The organism is Arthrobacter sp. Rue61a (genome assembly GCF_000294695.2).
GTDB lineage: Bacteria > Actinomycetota > Actinomycetes > Actinomycetales > Micrococcaceae > Arthrobacter > Arthrobacter aurescens_A.
The window spans coordinates 3242704-3255794 of record NC_018531.1; the positions used below are offsets into that span (position 1 = coordinate 3242704).

Annotated in this window: 14 protein-coding genes; 7 read left to right on the forward strand and 7 right to left on the reverse strand. The window is 62.2% G+C overall.

Annotated elements, in window-relative coordinates; translation table 11 throughout:
• Nucleotides 1–17: 17 nt before the first annotated feature.
• Nucleotides 18–362: a DivIVA domain-containing protein gene (locus ARUE_RS14695; RefSeq protein ID WP_011775436.1), complete on the reverse strand. Its 345-nt coding sequence runs from the start codon at nt 360–362 to the stop codon at nt 18–20.
• A gap of 18 nt (nt 363–380) precedes the next feature.
• On the reverse strand, nt 381–1223 hold the full coding sequence (locus ARUE_RS14700; RefSeq protein WP_011775437.1) for an LOG family protein: 843 nt from the start codon (nt 1221–1223) through the stop codon (nt 381–383).
• A gap of 163 nt (nt 1224–1386) precedes the next feature.
• Between ARUE_RS14700 and ARUE_RS14705 the strand changes: the two genes are divergently transcribed.
• From ARUE_RS14705 to ARUE_RS14720, 4 genes are all read left to right on the forward strand, one after another.
• On the forward strand, nt 1387–2142 hold the full coding sequence (locus ARUE_RS14705) for an amino acid ABC transporter ATP-binding protein (protein ID WP_011775438.1): 756 nt from the start codon (nt 1387–1389) through the stop codon (nt 2140–2142).
• A gap of 54 nt (nt 2143–2196) precedes the next feature.
• Nucleotides 2197–3072 (forward strand): glutamate ABC transporter substrate-binding protein, encoded by an 876-nt coding sequence (locus ARUE_RS14710; RefSeq protein WP_011775439.1) that lies wholly within the window; start codon nt 2197–2199, stop codon nt 3070–3072.
• A 96-nt stretch (nt 3073–3168) separates the two neighbouring features.
• Nucleotides 3169–3819: an amino acid ABC transporter permease gene (locus ARUE_RS14715; RefSeq protein WP_011775440.1), complete on the forward strand. Its 651-nt coding sequence runs from the start codon at nt 3169–3171 to the stop codon at nt 3817–3819.
• The gene (locus ARUE_RS14720) at nt 3816–4718 is read left to right on the forward strand and encodes an amino acid ABC transporter permease (protein WP_014922296.1); all 903 of its coding nucleotides are present in this window, start codon (nt 3816–3818) and stop codon (nt 4716–4718) included. Before ARUE_RS14715 ends, ARUE_RS14720 begins: the two co-directional genes overlap by 4 nt.
• Nucleotides 4719–4789: 71 nt before the next feature.
• Here ARUE_RS14720 and dapE read toward each other — a convergent pair whose 3' ends face one another.
• A complete protein-coding gene (gene dapE, locus ARUE_RS14725) occupies nt 4790–5914 on the reverse strand; it encodes a succinyl-diaminopimelate desuccinylase (RefSeq protein ID WP_014922297.1) in 1125 nt (374 codons plus the stop codon).
• 85 nt (nt 5915–5999) lie between these two features.
• Here dapE and dapD point away from each other — a divergent pair, with 85 nt between their 5' ends.
• Nucleotides 6000–7025 (forward strand): 2,3,4,5-tetrahydropyridine-2,6-dicarboxylate N-succinyltransferase, encoded by a 1026-nt coding sequence (gene dapD / locus ARUE_RS14730; RefSeq protein ID WP_014922298.1) that lies wholly within the window; start codon nt 6000–6002, stop codon nt 7023–7025.
• 13 nt (nt 7026–7038) lie between these two features.
• A complete protein-coding gene (locus tag ARUE_RS14735) occupies nt 7039–7881 on the forward strand; it encodes a hypothetical protein (RefSeq protein ID WP_014922299.1) in 843 nt (280 codons plus the stop codon).
• A 17-nt stretch (nt 7882–7898) separates the two neighbouring features.
• Here ARUE_RS14735 and ARUE_RS14740 read toward each other — a convergent pair whose 3' ends face one another.
• Together ARUE_RS14740 and ARUE_RS14745 are read right to left on the reverse strand one after the other, a co-directional pair.
• On the reverse strand, nt 7899–8510 hold the full coding sequence (locus ARUE_RS14740) for a hypothetical protein (RefSeq protein ID WP_011775445.1): 612 nt from the start codon (nt 8508–8510) through the stop codon (nt 7899–7901).
• A gap of 82 nt (nt 8511–8592) precedes the next feature.
• A complete protein-coding gene (locus ARUE_RS14745; protein WP_014922300.1) occupies nt 8593–9219 on the reverse strand; it encodes a TetR/AcrR family transcriptional regulator in 627 nt (208 codons plus the stop codon).
• Nucleotides 9220–9299: 80 nt separating this feature from the next.
• Between ARUE_RS14745 and galE the strand changes: the two genes are divergently transcribed.
• On the forward strand, nt 9300–10340 hold the full coding sequence (galE, locus tag ARUE_RS14750; protein WP_043470474.1) for a UDP-glucose 4-epimerase GalE: 1041 nt from the start codon (nt 9300–9302) through the stop codon (nt 10338–10340).
• An 85-nt stretch (nt 10341–10425) separates the two neighbouring features.
• Here galE and ARUE_RS14755 read toward each other — a convergent pair whose 3' ends face one another.
• Both ARUE_RS14755 and dapC read right to left on the reverse strand, forming a co-directional pair.
• Nucleotides 10426–11709 (reverse strand): citrate synthase, encoded by a 1284-nt coding sequence (locus ARUE_RS14755; protein ID WP_026005754.1) that lies wholly within the window; start codon nt 11707–11709, stop codon nt 10426–10428.
• A gap of 232 nt (nt 11710–11941) precedes the next feature.
• A complete protein-coding gene (dapC, locus tag ARUE_RS14760) occupies nt 11942–13090 on the reverse strand; it encodes a succinyldiaminopimelate transaminase (RefSeq protein ID WP_014922301.1) in 1149 nt (382 codons plus the stop codon).
• Nucleotide 13091: the final 1 nt, after the last annotated feature.

The window sequence follows — 13091 nt, forward strand, 5'->3', positions numbered from 1 at the left end:
CGTGGGGGTTCGTGAGCTCACGGCTGGGTCCGACCGGTTTCGCCGCCCTCACGACGCGGCTGCTGTACCAAGACGCCAAGTCGTTCGATCTCGCGGTCCTTGGCCTGCAGCTGGTCTCTGAGCTCCTCCAGGACCTGGTCAACCTGATCCATGCGGTACCCGCGAAGCCCCAGGGCAAAGCTCAAGGAGTCGATGTCTGCGGGCTTGGCATTCTCCGGCAGCAGGACAGCGGGCAGGTTGGGGACCGGTTGATCAAGTCCCGATCCGATCGAACGCCCCCGTACGATCCCGGCACCGAGATACAGCGCCGCACCGACGAGGACTATCGCGAGAAACACCAGGAAAAAGCTCACAGGGTCCATCGTGCCAGAAACGGCCGCCTACTCCGGGCGCTGCTGGTTTCCGTTGGTGGTAGGCGGAAGTGGTGCGCCGTGCAGGACACGGTGCACGGCATCGGCGGGGTCGTCCACCAACTGGATCAGGTCGAGGTCCTTCTCGGACACCATGCCTTCTGCCACCAGGGTGTCCCTGATCCACTCAAGCATGGGTCCCCAGAACCGAACACCGAGCAGCACGATGGGGAACGAGGTCACCTTGCGGGTTTGGACAAGCACCATTGCCTCGAACAACTCATCCAAGGTGCCAAGCCCTCCGGGGAGCACTACGAAGCCCTGCGCGTACTTGACGAACATGGTCTTGCGGGCGAAGAAGTACCGGAAGTTGATGCCCAGGTCCACCCACTGGTTGAGTCCCTGCTCAAATGGCAGTTCAATGCCCAGGCCCACTGAGACTCCGTTGCCTTCCACGGCACCCTTGTTGGCAGCTTCCATGGATCCGGGGCCGCCACCGGTGATCACCGCGACCCCGGCTTCAGCGAGTTTGCGCCCCACGTCCACGGCCATCTCGTAGTACTCGGTTCCCGGCTTGGTCCGCGCCGAACCGAACACACTGACGGCAGGTCCCAGGTCAGCCAGGGCTCCAAAGCCCTCCACGAACTCACTCTGGATCCTCAGGACACGCCACGGATCGGTGTGGATGAATTGCCCGGCACCACTGGTATCCAGCAAATGCTGGTCCGACATTCCCGTGTCCGCTTGTTTGCGTCGGAGCTCAAGGGAGCCTTTGTGCTTGGCGGGTGCGATCTCCGAGGGGAGCGGCACGTGGGTGCCCGTGACGCGACCGTTGGCATCCGGGTGGGGAATGGGGTGCTGGCTGATGCTCATTGCCCAAGGCTAGCGCGGATGACGGCATGCTCCGTCGCTGCGACCCGCTTCTTGCATTGCAGTCTGGTATCTCGCTGGGGAGCAGGTTTCTGTTCAGTCACGATCTTCAGGAAGTTGCCGTGACCGTGGTCATATTTGCTTCTTTGTTCGCTAGATTCGTCGTATGACTACTCAAGCGTCCGGCGATGCCCTCGTCTCCCTGAACGGCGTCAACAAGCACTACGGTCAATTGCACGTCCTCAAGGACATCAACCTCCAGGTTCAAAAGGGTGAAGTCGTGGTGGTTATCGGACCTTCAGGTTCCGGTAAATCCACTCTCTGCCGTGCGATCAACCGTTTGGAAACCATCGACGACGGCGACATCGCCATCGACGGGAAGAAGCTCCCCGAAGAAGGCAAGGACCTAGCGCACTTGCGTGCCGACGTCGGAATGGTGTTCCAGTCCTTCAACCTGTTCGCCCACAAGACGATTCTTGAGAACGTCACGCTGGGCCCCATCAAGGTTAAGAAGGTGGCCAAGGGCACGGCTGACAAGGAGGCCATGGCCCTCCTTGAGCGCGTAGGCGTCGGGCACCAAGCACCGAAGCTTCCCGCCCAGCTCTCCGGCGGCCAGCAGCAGCGTGTGGCCATTGCCCGTGCTCTTGCCATGAAGCCGAAGGTGATGCTGTTCGACGAGCCCACCTCCGCGTTGGACCCCGAAATGATCAACGAAGTACTGGACGTCATGATCCAGCTGGCCAAGGAAGGCATGACCATGATCGTGGTCACGCACGAAATGGGCTTCGCCCGCAAGGCCGCTGACCGCGTGGTGTTCATGGCCGACGGTCAGATCGTGGAAGACGCAACTCCCGAGGAATTCTTCACCAACCCGAAGAGCACTCGCGCCAAGGACTTCTTGTCCAAGCTCTTGACCCACTAGCTCCTTACCGCCCGCACCCCGGCCGTAAGGCGGCCATCCAATGAAAGGAACATCATGAAGTCTCTTATTACCCGGAGGAAGTCACTCCTGGTGGCCGCATCGGCTGCGCTTGCACTCTCGCTGAGCGCTTGCGGCGGCGGCAGCACAACCACTCCCCCGGTTGCCTCGGCAAGCTTTGAAGCCGGCACCACCATGGAGAAGCTGAACAAGGCCCAGACGATCAAAATCGGGACCAAGTTCGACCAGCCGTTGTTCGGCCAGAAGGGCCTGGATGGCAAGCCTGTCGGTTTCGACGTCGAAATGGGCAAGGCAATCGCCGCAAAGCTTGGTATTCCGGCTGACAAAATCGAGTGGGTAGAGACGGTCTCCCAGAACCGTGAGTCGTTCATCGAGCAGGGTCGCGTCGATCTTGTGATCGCCACGTACACCATCAACGATGCCCGCAAGGAAAAGGTCGCCTTTGCCGGCCCTTACTACGAAGCAGGCCAGGCGTTGCTGGTGAACAAGGACGATACCTCCATCACCAAGCCTGAAGATGTCTCGGGCAAGAAGGTCTGCTCCGTCACGGGTTCCACCCCGGCCAAGACCATCGCCGAAAAGTACGGCGCAGAGGTTGTCCCTGCGGCCACCTACACCGCCTGCCTGGAGCCCCTGCGTAACAAGCAGGTTGTCGCCGTTACCACCGACAACGTCATCCTCGCCGGCTACGTCGACAAGGAGCCGGACGCCTTCAAGCTCGCCTCGGATGAAACCTTCACCAAGGAGCCTTACGGCATCGGCCTGAAGAAGGATGACACCGTGTTCCGCAACTGGATCAACGACCAGCTTGAGGGATTCGCCAAGGACGATACGTACAAGAAGGCTTGGGAAGCCACTGCAGGCAAGGTCATCAAGACTGCCCCTGAACTTCCTGCCATCAACCGCTACTAGCTAGTCGGGACCCGTCAACTGCCGCCGCCCATCGGGACGGCGGCAGTTGACGAATCCAGGACCCTGTTCCCTGATTAGCTGCAGCCAAAGGAAGCCATGGACGCCGTCATAGCAAGCCTCCCCGAATATTGGGACGGATTTCTCCGAACCCTTTATCTCTCCGTAATTTCAGGAATCATTGCCCTCATTGTCGGCACACTCCTGGCGGCCATGAGGGTTTCCCCCGTGGCAGCACTTCGCGGTTTCAGCATGTTCTATGTTGAAGTGGCACGTAATACCCCATTGACCATCATTTTCTTTTTCGCCGCCATCGTTTTGCCCCGGTTGGGCGTTAAGTTCGAACAGTTCGAAGTCGCGGCCATCATCGCGTTGAGCAGTTACACGGCAGCCTTCATCGCCGAAGCCGTCCGTTCCGGCGTCAACAGCGTGCCTGTTGGCCAGGCGGAAGCTGCCCGCAGCGTAGGCATGACCTTCACACAGGTTTTGGGCTTCATCGTCCTCCCCCAAGCCGTACGCACCGTCATTCCTCCGTTGATCAACATCCTGATTGCACTGGTCAAGAACTCCTCGGTGGCCGGCGCGTTCTTTGTCCTGGAGCTTTTCGGTTACGGCCGCCAGCTCTCCAATGACTACGGCAACCAAGTCCTCTGGATCCTCCTTGGGGTGGCTTTCTTCTACCTCTTGATCACGGTTCCTTTGGGACTTCTGGCGCACTTTGTTGAACGAAAGGTGGCGATTGCCCGATGACATCGGTCCTGTACGACGTCCCCGGGCCCAAGGCCCGCCTGTATTCGCTCCTGGGCTCCGCCGCCGGAATTCTGATCATCCTCGGCATCCTCGCCATCGCCGTCACAACGCTGGCGCAGCAAGGCATCTTCGACGCAGACCGTTGGGAGATCTTCTACGGCCCCATGGCACCCGATGTCTGGAGCCTGATCGGCCAAGGCATCCTCGCCACGCTGGCCGCAGCCGCTGTGGCAGCCGTGATCGCATTCCCCTTGGGCATTGCGCTCTGCCTGCTGCGTATTTCCTTGATTCCCTGGATCCGGATACCCACGCAGGTAGTGCTTGAGTTCCTCCGCGGCATGCCCGTGGTCCTTATGATGTTGTTCGTCCTGCTGGTTTTCGCCACAGGTCAGTTCCAGGCCGTGGTTGTTGGCTTGGTTCTCTACAACGCCGCCATCTTCGCTGAGATCCTGCGCGCAGGCATCCAGTCTCTCCCCAAGGGACAACGCGAGGCTGGTCTGGCCATCGGCCTCCGCAGTTTCCAGTCACGGATGTCCATCGAGTTCCCTCAGGCTGTGCGCCGGATGCTTCCGTCTTTGGTTGCCCAGTTGGTGGTTCTGCTTAAGGACACCTCGCTCGGCTACATCGTGGGCTACGAGGAACTGCTGCGGAAAATCCAGATCATGGCCGACTTCCTCGGCCCTGACTTCCTGTTCCCCGCCTTCTTTGTGGGCGCTGCGATCTACATCCTGATCAACCTGACGGTGTCACGGATTGCGATCATGATTGAACGCCGCGGTTCCAAGAAGGCCGCCGGCGGCATGGCTCCGATGACAATTCGGACCGGCCTTGAAGGTACTGGCAACGACCCCGTTGCACAGAACGTCGTGCCTGGCGCGGAAAACCCGGAGAAGAAGTAACCCTCCACAATCGAAGAAGGTCCGCAGCTACCAAGCTGCGGACCTTCTTCTTTGCTGGGGGAATTTCGGGACTACGGTGTCAGCCAGGTCCTCAGTGCACGGAGGCACTCACGGATGGCTTCGGCGTCCACGTGCTCGTTGTCCTTGTGAGCCAGCAGCGGATCGCCGGGTCCGAAGTTCACTGCCGGGATGCCCAGCTCACTGAAACGCGCGACGTCGGTCCATCCGTATTTGGGCTTGGGCTCGGCACCGACTGCGGCAACGAAGGAGGCTGCGGCCGGGTGGTTGAGTCCGGGACGCGCGCCGGCAGCGGCGTCCGTACGGACGACGTCGAATCCTTCCAAGAGGTCCCGGACGTGGGCCTCGGCCTGGTCCGGTGTTTTGTCCGGAGCGAAACGGTAGTTGATTTCCACCACGCAGCGGTCCGGGATCACGTTGCCGGCAGTTCCGCCGTTGATCTTCACCGCGTTGAGGCTCTCACGGTAATCGAGGCCGTCCACGTTGATGGTCTGCGGTTCGTAGTCGGCGAGCCGCGCCAGGATGGGGGCTGCGGCGTGGATCGCGTTGACGCCCATCCATGCGCGTGCAGAGTGGGCTGTTTCGCCGATGGTTGTGGCTTCGAAGCGGCTGGTGCCGTTGCAGCCGCCTTCCACCGTGCCGTGGGTTGGCTCCAGCAGGATCGCGAAGTCGCCCTGCAACAGGTCACCGTGGTTGCGGACCAACCTTCCGAGGCCGCTCTTGACCGCTTCCACTTCCTCATGGTCGTAGAAGACGAAGGTGACGTCCTTATCCGGCTGCCGCCCGTCGTCGAACAGTGTTGCCGCGAGGGCGAGCTGCACCGCCACGCCACCCTTCATGTCTGTGGTCCCGCGCCCGTACAGGATGCCTTCACCGGGAACCCCGGACTCCCACGTGGCCGGAACGGTGCCCAGTGAGCCCTCCACGGTGGGAAGGGGCACGGTGTCCAGATGTCCGGCCAGGATGACGCGCTCGGAACGGCCAAGTTCGGTGCGCGCAATGATGGCGTCGCCGTCACGGGTCACGGTATAGGCCGGGATGGCACGAAGGGCGGACTCGACGGCGTCGGCGAGTTCGGTCTCGTTGCCGGACACGCTGTTGAAGTCAATGAGCGCGGCTGTCAGCACGGCAACGTCCTGGCGCAGGTCAAGGAGGGCGGGAGCAGGGTTCAGGGTCACCCGTCCAGCCTAATGCCCGCAATTGCGACTTCTATGGCATGAGACGGGTTTTAACCGACCTCTGCCTGCTGGATAGACTTGGCGCATGACTGAAACTGCTTCCTCTGCTGTGCCCGCAACCGCGCCCACCAACCCCCGATCGGCTTATGGCTTCGGCCTCGCCACCATCGCCACCTCGGCTTCCGGGGAAGCAACCGTGCTGGACGTCTGGTACCCGGCACCCGCGCTTGGTGTCGCCGCCGAAACCCTGCGCGACGTGGACAATGCCGATCCTGCGCTCACCGCACTTGCCGAGGAAGGCAAGGACGCCGACCGCGGAACCGAGCAGAAGGTTGTCTTTGCACAGATCGACCTCGACGCCGCCCCCGCAGACACTGCCGATGCTTACCTGCGTTTGCACCTCCTCTCCCACCGCCTGGTCAAGCCGAACAGCATCAACCTGGACGGCGTCTTCGGCAAGCTGCCCAACGTTGTGTGGACCAACTTCGGTCCCGCAGCTGTGGACGGCTTCGAACTGACCCGTGCCCGCCTGCGCAAGCGCGGCAACGTTGTGGTCTTCGGCGTGGACAAGTTCCCGCGGATGGTCGATTACGTGGTCCCCTCCGGTGTTCGCATTGCCGACGCCGACCGCGTCCGTTTGGGTGCCCACCTCGCCGAAGGCACCACGGTCATGCACGAAGGCTTCGTGAACTTCAACGCAGGAACCCTTGGCACTTCCATGGTGGAAGGCCGCATCTCGGCAGGCGTCGTGGCCGGTGACGGTACGGACGTCGGCGGCGGAGCGTCCATCATGGGCACGCTCTCCGGTGGCGGCAAGGAAAAGGTCGCACTGGGCGAGCGTGTTCTGCTCGGCGCCAACTCCGGCGTAGGCATCAGCATTGGCGACGACTCCGTGGTGGAGGCGGGCCTGTACGTCACCGCCGGTACCCGTGTGCGCGTTCCGGGCCCCAAGGACGAGAACGGCGAGGACACCAGCAAGATCATCAAGGCCGTGGAACTCTCCGGCGTTCCCAACCTGCTCTTCCGCCGCAACTCCACCACCGGCGGCGTGGAAGTACTTCCCCGCAAGGGCCAGACCGTGGAGCTGAATGAGGCTCTCCACGCCAACTAGCAGGGGAGAATCAATGCGCCGGTTCCGCCGCGCCATGGTTGCGGTGCTGGCTTTGGCCCTCGTAGCAGGTGCCATTTACGCAATAGTCGCAGTGCTGCAGCGCTCCGAGACCCTGGTCACGGAGCGCTGCTTTGCCATTGTCGGCTCTGAAAGCCATGAGCTTGCCACGGACCAGGCTGCGAACGCTTCGCTCATCTCCGCGATTTCGGTCCAGCGCGGACTTCCACCCAGGGCAGCGAGCATTGCCCTGGCCACGGCCATGCAGGAATCAAGGCTGCGCAACATCAATTACGGCGACGACGCCGGGCCGGACTCCCGCGGATTGTTCCAGCAGCGGCCCTCGCAAGGCTGGGGAACCGAAGAACAAGTCATGGACCCCGTCTATGCAAGCAACGCGTTCTTTGACGGACTGGTCAAGGTGGCCGGCTACGAATCCATGGAAATCACCCAAGCAGCACAAGCGGTCCAACGTTCCGCTTTCCCCCGCGCTTACGCCCAGCATGAGGGCATGGGCCGGGCCTTCGCTTCCGCTCTCACCGGACACTCCACCGCTTCTTTGAACTGCGAGTTGCGCATGCCGGAGGCGGCCGGTGACCCTGCCGTCGTCGTCGATGAATTCACGACGGCGTTCGGCACCCAAGCGGCCACCATTCAGGGTCGCTCGGTTCAGCTGGAGATCGGTGGAACGCAGGCCTGGGCTGTGGCTCACTGGGCGGTGGCAAACGCCAAGACCCTGTCCATCACGCAGGTGGACCTTGCAGGCCAGACGTGGAACAGGCAAAAACGCGACGGCTGGCAACCCTCTGCCGCGGCCTCCGAGGGCGTCACGATCACCGTATCGGCACCTACCACCTAAGCCCTGCTGGAATTCCTTCAGGCGAGCAGCTCAACCACAGGCTGGACGTAACTGCGGAACACGTCAGGCTCGGACAGCAGGCGGTGGCTCATGATCATGGTGCTCGGTTCCAGATACCAGGCACGGGGTTCACTGAGTGGCAGCTCAATAATGGTGAGCTCGAAGTCGCGGGAACTGCGGCCGACTTCAAGGAGCCTGTCTTCCACCATTTCGTTCAGGACGTGCGTCACGCCGTTGGCTTCACGGGCTGCCTCAAGATGGGCGTACTCGTCAATCCTGTCCGTGGCCCATCCGAGCGCTGAACCAAAATGTGCCTGCAGGACGCGCTGCAGTGCCGGCGAGTTGCCGAAGGCCTTGAAGCTTGGCGGTGCCAGCTCAGGAGCCGGGTTGGGATAGGACTTCACCAGGCTCTCCCACCAGGCCTCCCACTCGGTCTTGAGCGCCGGGAAGCCCCCCACGTCAGAGGTGAGATGCTTGTGGTCGGCATGCCGGACTTTCGGAGCAGCGTGGGAGAGCATCGGTTTGCCGGCGCCATCCAGTCCCGCTACATCGCGCAAGTACAGGGCGATGAGCATCGGCCCGGACGTATCCATAGTGATGCGCCATCCCGGGCCGCCTGACTCGTGCATGCGAATTCCTCCCTTGGCAGGTCCCCGACATGTCCCAGTCTATTCCCGATGGCTGCGGACGGTAATGGCGCTGCAGGATGGTTTAGCGGTGGACTGGCACGGCTCCCAGGGATCGCAGGTGGGCTGTGAGGACGTCGCTGCACATCTCCGCGGTCATCCACTCGGGCTGCAGCAGCGCGTGCATGCAGAGCCCGTCCATGGTGGCCAAGAGCCTTTCAGCTTCAGTCACCAGGGTTTGCTGCGCGTCAGCCCCGCCCGGGCTCAGGATCATGATCAGGCGACCGACGATGGCGGCCACAGCGCGGTGGCTGCGCTCGGCTTCGTCGGCCAGGACGGGCTTGATCCTGGCGGCGTGCCGGAACGCCATCCAGACGCACGCGTCTACCGCCAGCTCCTCGTCCAAGGGCAGGAACTGTCCCAGGAGATTCAGCACGGCGTTGTGCTGCTCAGGGCTTTCCGGTGATGCTTCCTCGACGGACGTGAGCGCCGCCTCAAGACGCCCGGCGATGCGATCAATGACTGCCCCGAAGGAGAAAACCAGAAGTTCATCACTGCTGGCGAAGTAGTGCCGCACCGAGCCAACAGCCAGCCCCGCTTCGTCAGCTACTTCCCTGAGGGATGCCCGTTCCAAGCCGTCGCTGGCAATGATCCGGAAGACAGCTTGGACAACTTCAAGGCGCCGGGCTTCGGCATCAACAATTTTGGGCACCAGTATTTTTTAGCACGAACGTGCTTCAACACCGCTCAACAGAGAGCGGCGTGGCTCCGATTTCCGCTAGCGTAGGAACCATGAAAATTCTTGTCACGGGTGGCACCGGCTACATCGGTTCCCACACCGTTTTGTCCCTTCAGGAAGCCGGCCACGACGTCGTTGTGCTCGACAACCTCGTGAACTCCAGCGAGGAATCCCTCCGCCGGGTGTCGGAGCTCACCGGCAAGACCGCCGCCTTCCACCAAGTGGACCTGGTGGACGAGCCCGCAGTTGAGGCCGTGTTCGACCAGCACCAGATCGACGCCGTGATCCACTTCGCGGGACTGAAGGCCGTGGGAGAGTCCGTCCAGGAACCCCTCGCCTACTACTACAACAACATCGTGGGCACCCTGAACCTGCTCCGCGCCATGGACAAGCACAACGTGCGCTCCATCGTGTTCAGCTCCTCAGCCACCGTGTACGGCGAGCACAACCCGATCCCCTACATCGAGAAGATGGAAATCGGCGCCAATAACCCGTACGGCCGCACCAAGGAACAGATCGAGGACATCCTCTCGGACCTGGGCAACGCCGATGACCGCTGGCATATCGCACTGCTGCGCTATTTCAATCCCGTGGGCGCACACCCGTCCGGCCGCATCGGCGAGGACCCCCAAGGCATCCCGAACAACCTTGTCCCCTTCATCGCACAGGTAGCCGTGGGACGCCGCGAGAAGCTCATGGTCTTTGGTGGCGACTACGACACCCCCGATGGCACCGCCCAGCGTGACTACATCCACGTAGTGGACTTGGCAGACGGCCACGTAGCAGCCCTGAACTACATCGCCGAGCGCGCCGGCGTCCGCCGCTGGAACCTTGGCTCCGGCCGCGGTTCGTCCGTTCTGGAAGTACTGCGCTCCTTCGAGAAGGCCGTGGGCCAGCCCATTCCGTACGAGATCACCGGACGCCGCGCCGGCGATCTCCCCGCCTTCTGGGCCGACGCTTCGTCCGCCCTCGCTGACCTTGGATGGTCCACCACCAAGACCGTGGACCAGATGTGCGAGGACCACTGGCGCTGGCAGAAGAACAACCCTTACGGCTACAACGCTGCCGAGCCTGCCGCGGCGAGCAACGCCTAATCCGCCGCAAACACGGCAAGCAACGACGGCGGCCGCCCACCTCGCGAGGTGGGCGGCCGCCGTCGTTATTGACGCTGTTGCCGTATCAGTTGGCCGGGTAGTTGCGCTCCGGCTCCCCTGTGTAGAGCTGCCGCGGGCGGCCGATCTTCGTCTGGGGGTCGTTGATCATTTCGCGCCACTGGGCAATCCAGCCCGGGAGGCGTCCAATGGCGAAGAGGACGGTGAACATCTTCTCCGGGAAGCCCATGGCCTTGTAGATGAGGCCGGTGTAGAAGTCGACGTTCGGGTACAGCTTGCGCTGGATGAAGTAGTCATCGGCCAGTGCCTTCTCTTCAAGGCGCATGGCGATGTCCAGCAGTTCGTCGTTGCCGCCAAGCTTGCCCAGAACTTCGTGTGCCGTTGCCTTGATGATCTTGGCGCGGGGATCGTAGTTCTTGTAGACGCGGTGTCCGAAGCCCATGAGGCGGACGCCGTCTTCCTTGTTCTTGACCTTCTCCATGTAGTCCTCGGGCTTGATGCCGTCGGCCTGGATCTGGCGGAGCATCTTCAGTACGGCCTCGTTGGCACCACCGTGCGCCGGGCCGAAGAGGGCGTTGATGCCGGCGGACACCGACGCGAAGAGGTTCGCGTTGGACGAGCCCACCAGTCGCACGGTGGACGTGGAACAGTTCTGCTCGTGATCGGCGTGAAGGATGAGCAGGAGGTCGAGGGCCTTGACGACCACCGGGTCCATTTCGTACTGCTCGGCGGGAAGGCCGAAGCTAAGGCGCAGGAAGTTCTCCACAAGGTTCATGGAGTTGTCCGGGTAGAGCATCGGCTGGCCGATGGACTTCTTGTGCGCATAGGCAGCGATAACCGGCAGCTTGGCCATGAGGCGGATGGTGGAAACTTCCACGTGCTCCGCGTTGAAGGGATCCAGCGAGTCCTGGTAGAACGTGGACAGCGCCGAAACAGCCGAGGAGAGAACCGGCATGGGGTGGGCGTCGCGCGGGAACCCGCCGAAGAAGCCCTTGAGCTCTTCGTGCAGGAGCGTGTGGCGACGGATGCGCTGATCGAACTCCTCCAGCTCCGTGGGGGTGGGGAGGTTGCCGTAGATCAGCAGGTAGGAAACCTCGAGGAAGCTCGAGTGCTGCGCGAGCTGCTCGATGGGGTAACCGCGGTAGCGCAGGACACCTGCGTCGCCGTCGATGTAGGTGATGGCCGAGGTGGTGGCCGCTGTGTTCATGAAGCCGGGGTCATAGGCAACGGCGCCCGTCTGCTTCAGCAGCTTGGAAACGTCATAACCTTCGTTTCCTTCTACAACCTTGATGCGCGGCAGTTCGAGTTCGCCGCCGGCATGGCGCAGTGTCGCGCTGGTGGTCTCAGTCATGGAGTCCCCTTCATGAGGCCTTTGGGCCTCTATCGAACGCTTGTCCAACCAACTTCTGGTGCCGCCGCCTTCGACCCTACTGTTGCAGGGCTCCAACGACCGAAGTGCTTTCTTAGTGAAGGCCACCATTGATAGTCAGTTAAAAAGTTACCGCCAGTAACCCTACGGAACTAATCCGTGCCGTCCGGTTACTGGCGGAATGACGCTATTAGTGGTGCAAGTCACAGCATTGTTATGAGGCTGTGGTGAGCCGTTCAACGGCGGCATCAATTCGCTCGTCGCTTCCGGTGAGGGCCACCCGGATGAATCCGTTGCCGGCATCGCCGTAGAAAACGCCCGGGCCCACCACGATGCCAAGTTCAGCGAACCGCGCCACCGTATCCCAGGTGGCTTCGCCGGCCGTGGACCAGAGGTAGAGTCCCGCTTTGGATTCGTGGATTGTCAGCCCGAACTTTTCAAGCGCCGGCACGATCCTCTCGCGTCGCCCCCGGTACAGGTCCTTCTGGGCCAGGACATGGCCGACATCTCCCAGCGCAACACGCATGGCTTCTTGCACAGGGTAGGGAACGATCATGCCCGCATGTTTGCGGCTGTTGACCAGATTCGCCATGATCGCCGAATCTCCGGCCACGAACGCGGCACGGTACCCGGCAAGGTTCGACTGCTTGCTGAGCGAGTAGACACACAGCAGGCCATCCGTGGAACCACCGGAAACCCGGGGATCCAGGATGCTGGGGACGGCTTCCCCGCCGCGCTGGGCATCCCATTCGCCCCAGCCCAGCTCCGCGTAGCACTCGTCAGAGGCCACGACCGCTCCGAGCTCACGGGCCTGAGCTACGATCCTTTGGAGTGACTCAACGTCCCGGACGCTGCCCGTGGGATTGCCCGGTGAGTTAATCCAGATCAAGCGCACTTTAGCGCGGGTGGCTGGATCGAGTTCATCCAAGTCGTCAGCTGCAACGGCAGTGGCACCTGCCAGTGAGGCTCCGATGTCGTAGGTCGGGTACGCGACGGTGGGACGCACAACGACGTCCCCGGCGCTCAAACCCAACAGGAACGGCAACCAAGCCACCAGCTCCTTTGAACCCACCGTCGGCATGACGTCCTTGGGATCCAGCCCCGGGACGCCGCGACGACCGGCGAACCAGTCCACAACGGCCTGCCGCAAGGCTTCCGTACCGTGAACCGTGGGATAGCCGTGGGCGTCGGCAGCGTTGGCCAGAGCCTCACGGATCAGCCCGGGGGTGGGGTCCACCGGCGTTCCGATAGAGAGATTCACTGCACCGCCGGGATGCTTGGCGGCCGTGGCAACATACGGCGCCATGGCCTCCCAGGGGTAGTCAGGCAGGTTCAGGCCGAAAGCCGGCGCCGCGGAAATCAAA

Bases quoted from the DNA above. Each gene is read 5' to 3' on its own strand.
- galE (WP_043470474.1), top strand. From the start codon at position 9,300: ATGAAAATTCTTGTCACGGGTGGCACCGGCTACATCGGTTCCCACACC.
- ARUE_RS14700 (WP_011775437.1), bottom strand. From the start codon at position 1,223: ATGAGCATCAGCCAGCACCCCATTCCCCACCCGGATGCCAACGGTCGC.
- ARUE_RS14715 (WP_011775440.1), top strand. From the start codon at position 3,169: ATGGACGCCGTCATAGCAAGCCTCCCCGAATATTGGGACGGATTTCTC.
- ARUE_RS14755 (WP_026005754.1), bottom strand. From the start codon at position 11,709: ATGACTGAGACCACCAGCGCGACACTGCGCCATGCCGGCGGCGAACTC.
- ARUE_RS14735 (WP_014922299.1), top strand. From the start codon at position 7,039: ATGCGCCGGTTCCGCCGCGCCATGGTTGCGGTGCTGGCTTTGGCCCTC.
- ARUE_RS14740 (WP_011775445.1), bottom strand. From the start codon at position 8,510: ATGCACGAGTCAGGCGGCCCGGGATGGCGCATCACTATGGATACGTCC.
- dapD (WP_014922298.1), top strand. From the start codon at position 6,000: ATGACTGAAACTGCTTCCTCTGCTGTGCCCGCAACCGCGCCCACCAAC.
- ARUE_RS14705 (WP_011775438.1), top strand. From the start codon at position 1,387: ATGACTACTCAAGCGTCCGGCGATGCCCTCGTCTCCCTGAACGGCGTC.
- ARUE_RS14720 (WP_014922296.1), top strand. From the start codon at position 3,816: ATGACATCGGTCCTGTACGACGTCCCCGGGCCCAAGGCCCGCCTGTAT.
- ARUE_RS14710 (WP_011775439.1), top strand. From the start codon at position 2,197: ATGAAGTCTCTTATTACCCGGAGGAAGTCACTCCTGGTGGCCGCATCG.
- ARUE_RS14695 (WP_011775436.1), bottom strand. From the start codon at position 362: ATGGACCCTGTGAGCTTTTTCCTGGTGTTTCTCGCGATAGTCCTCGTC.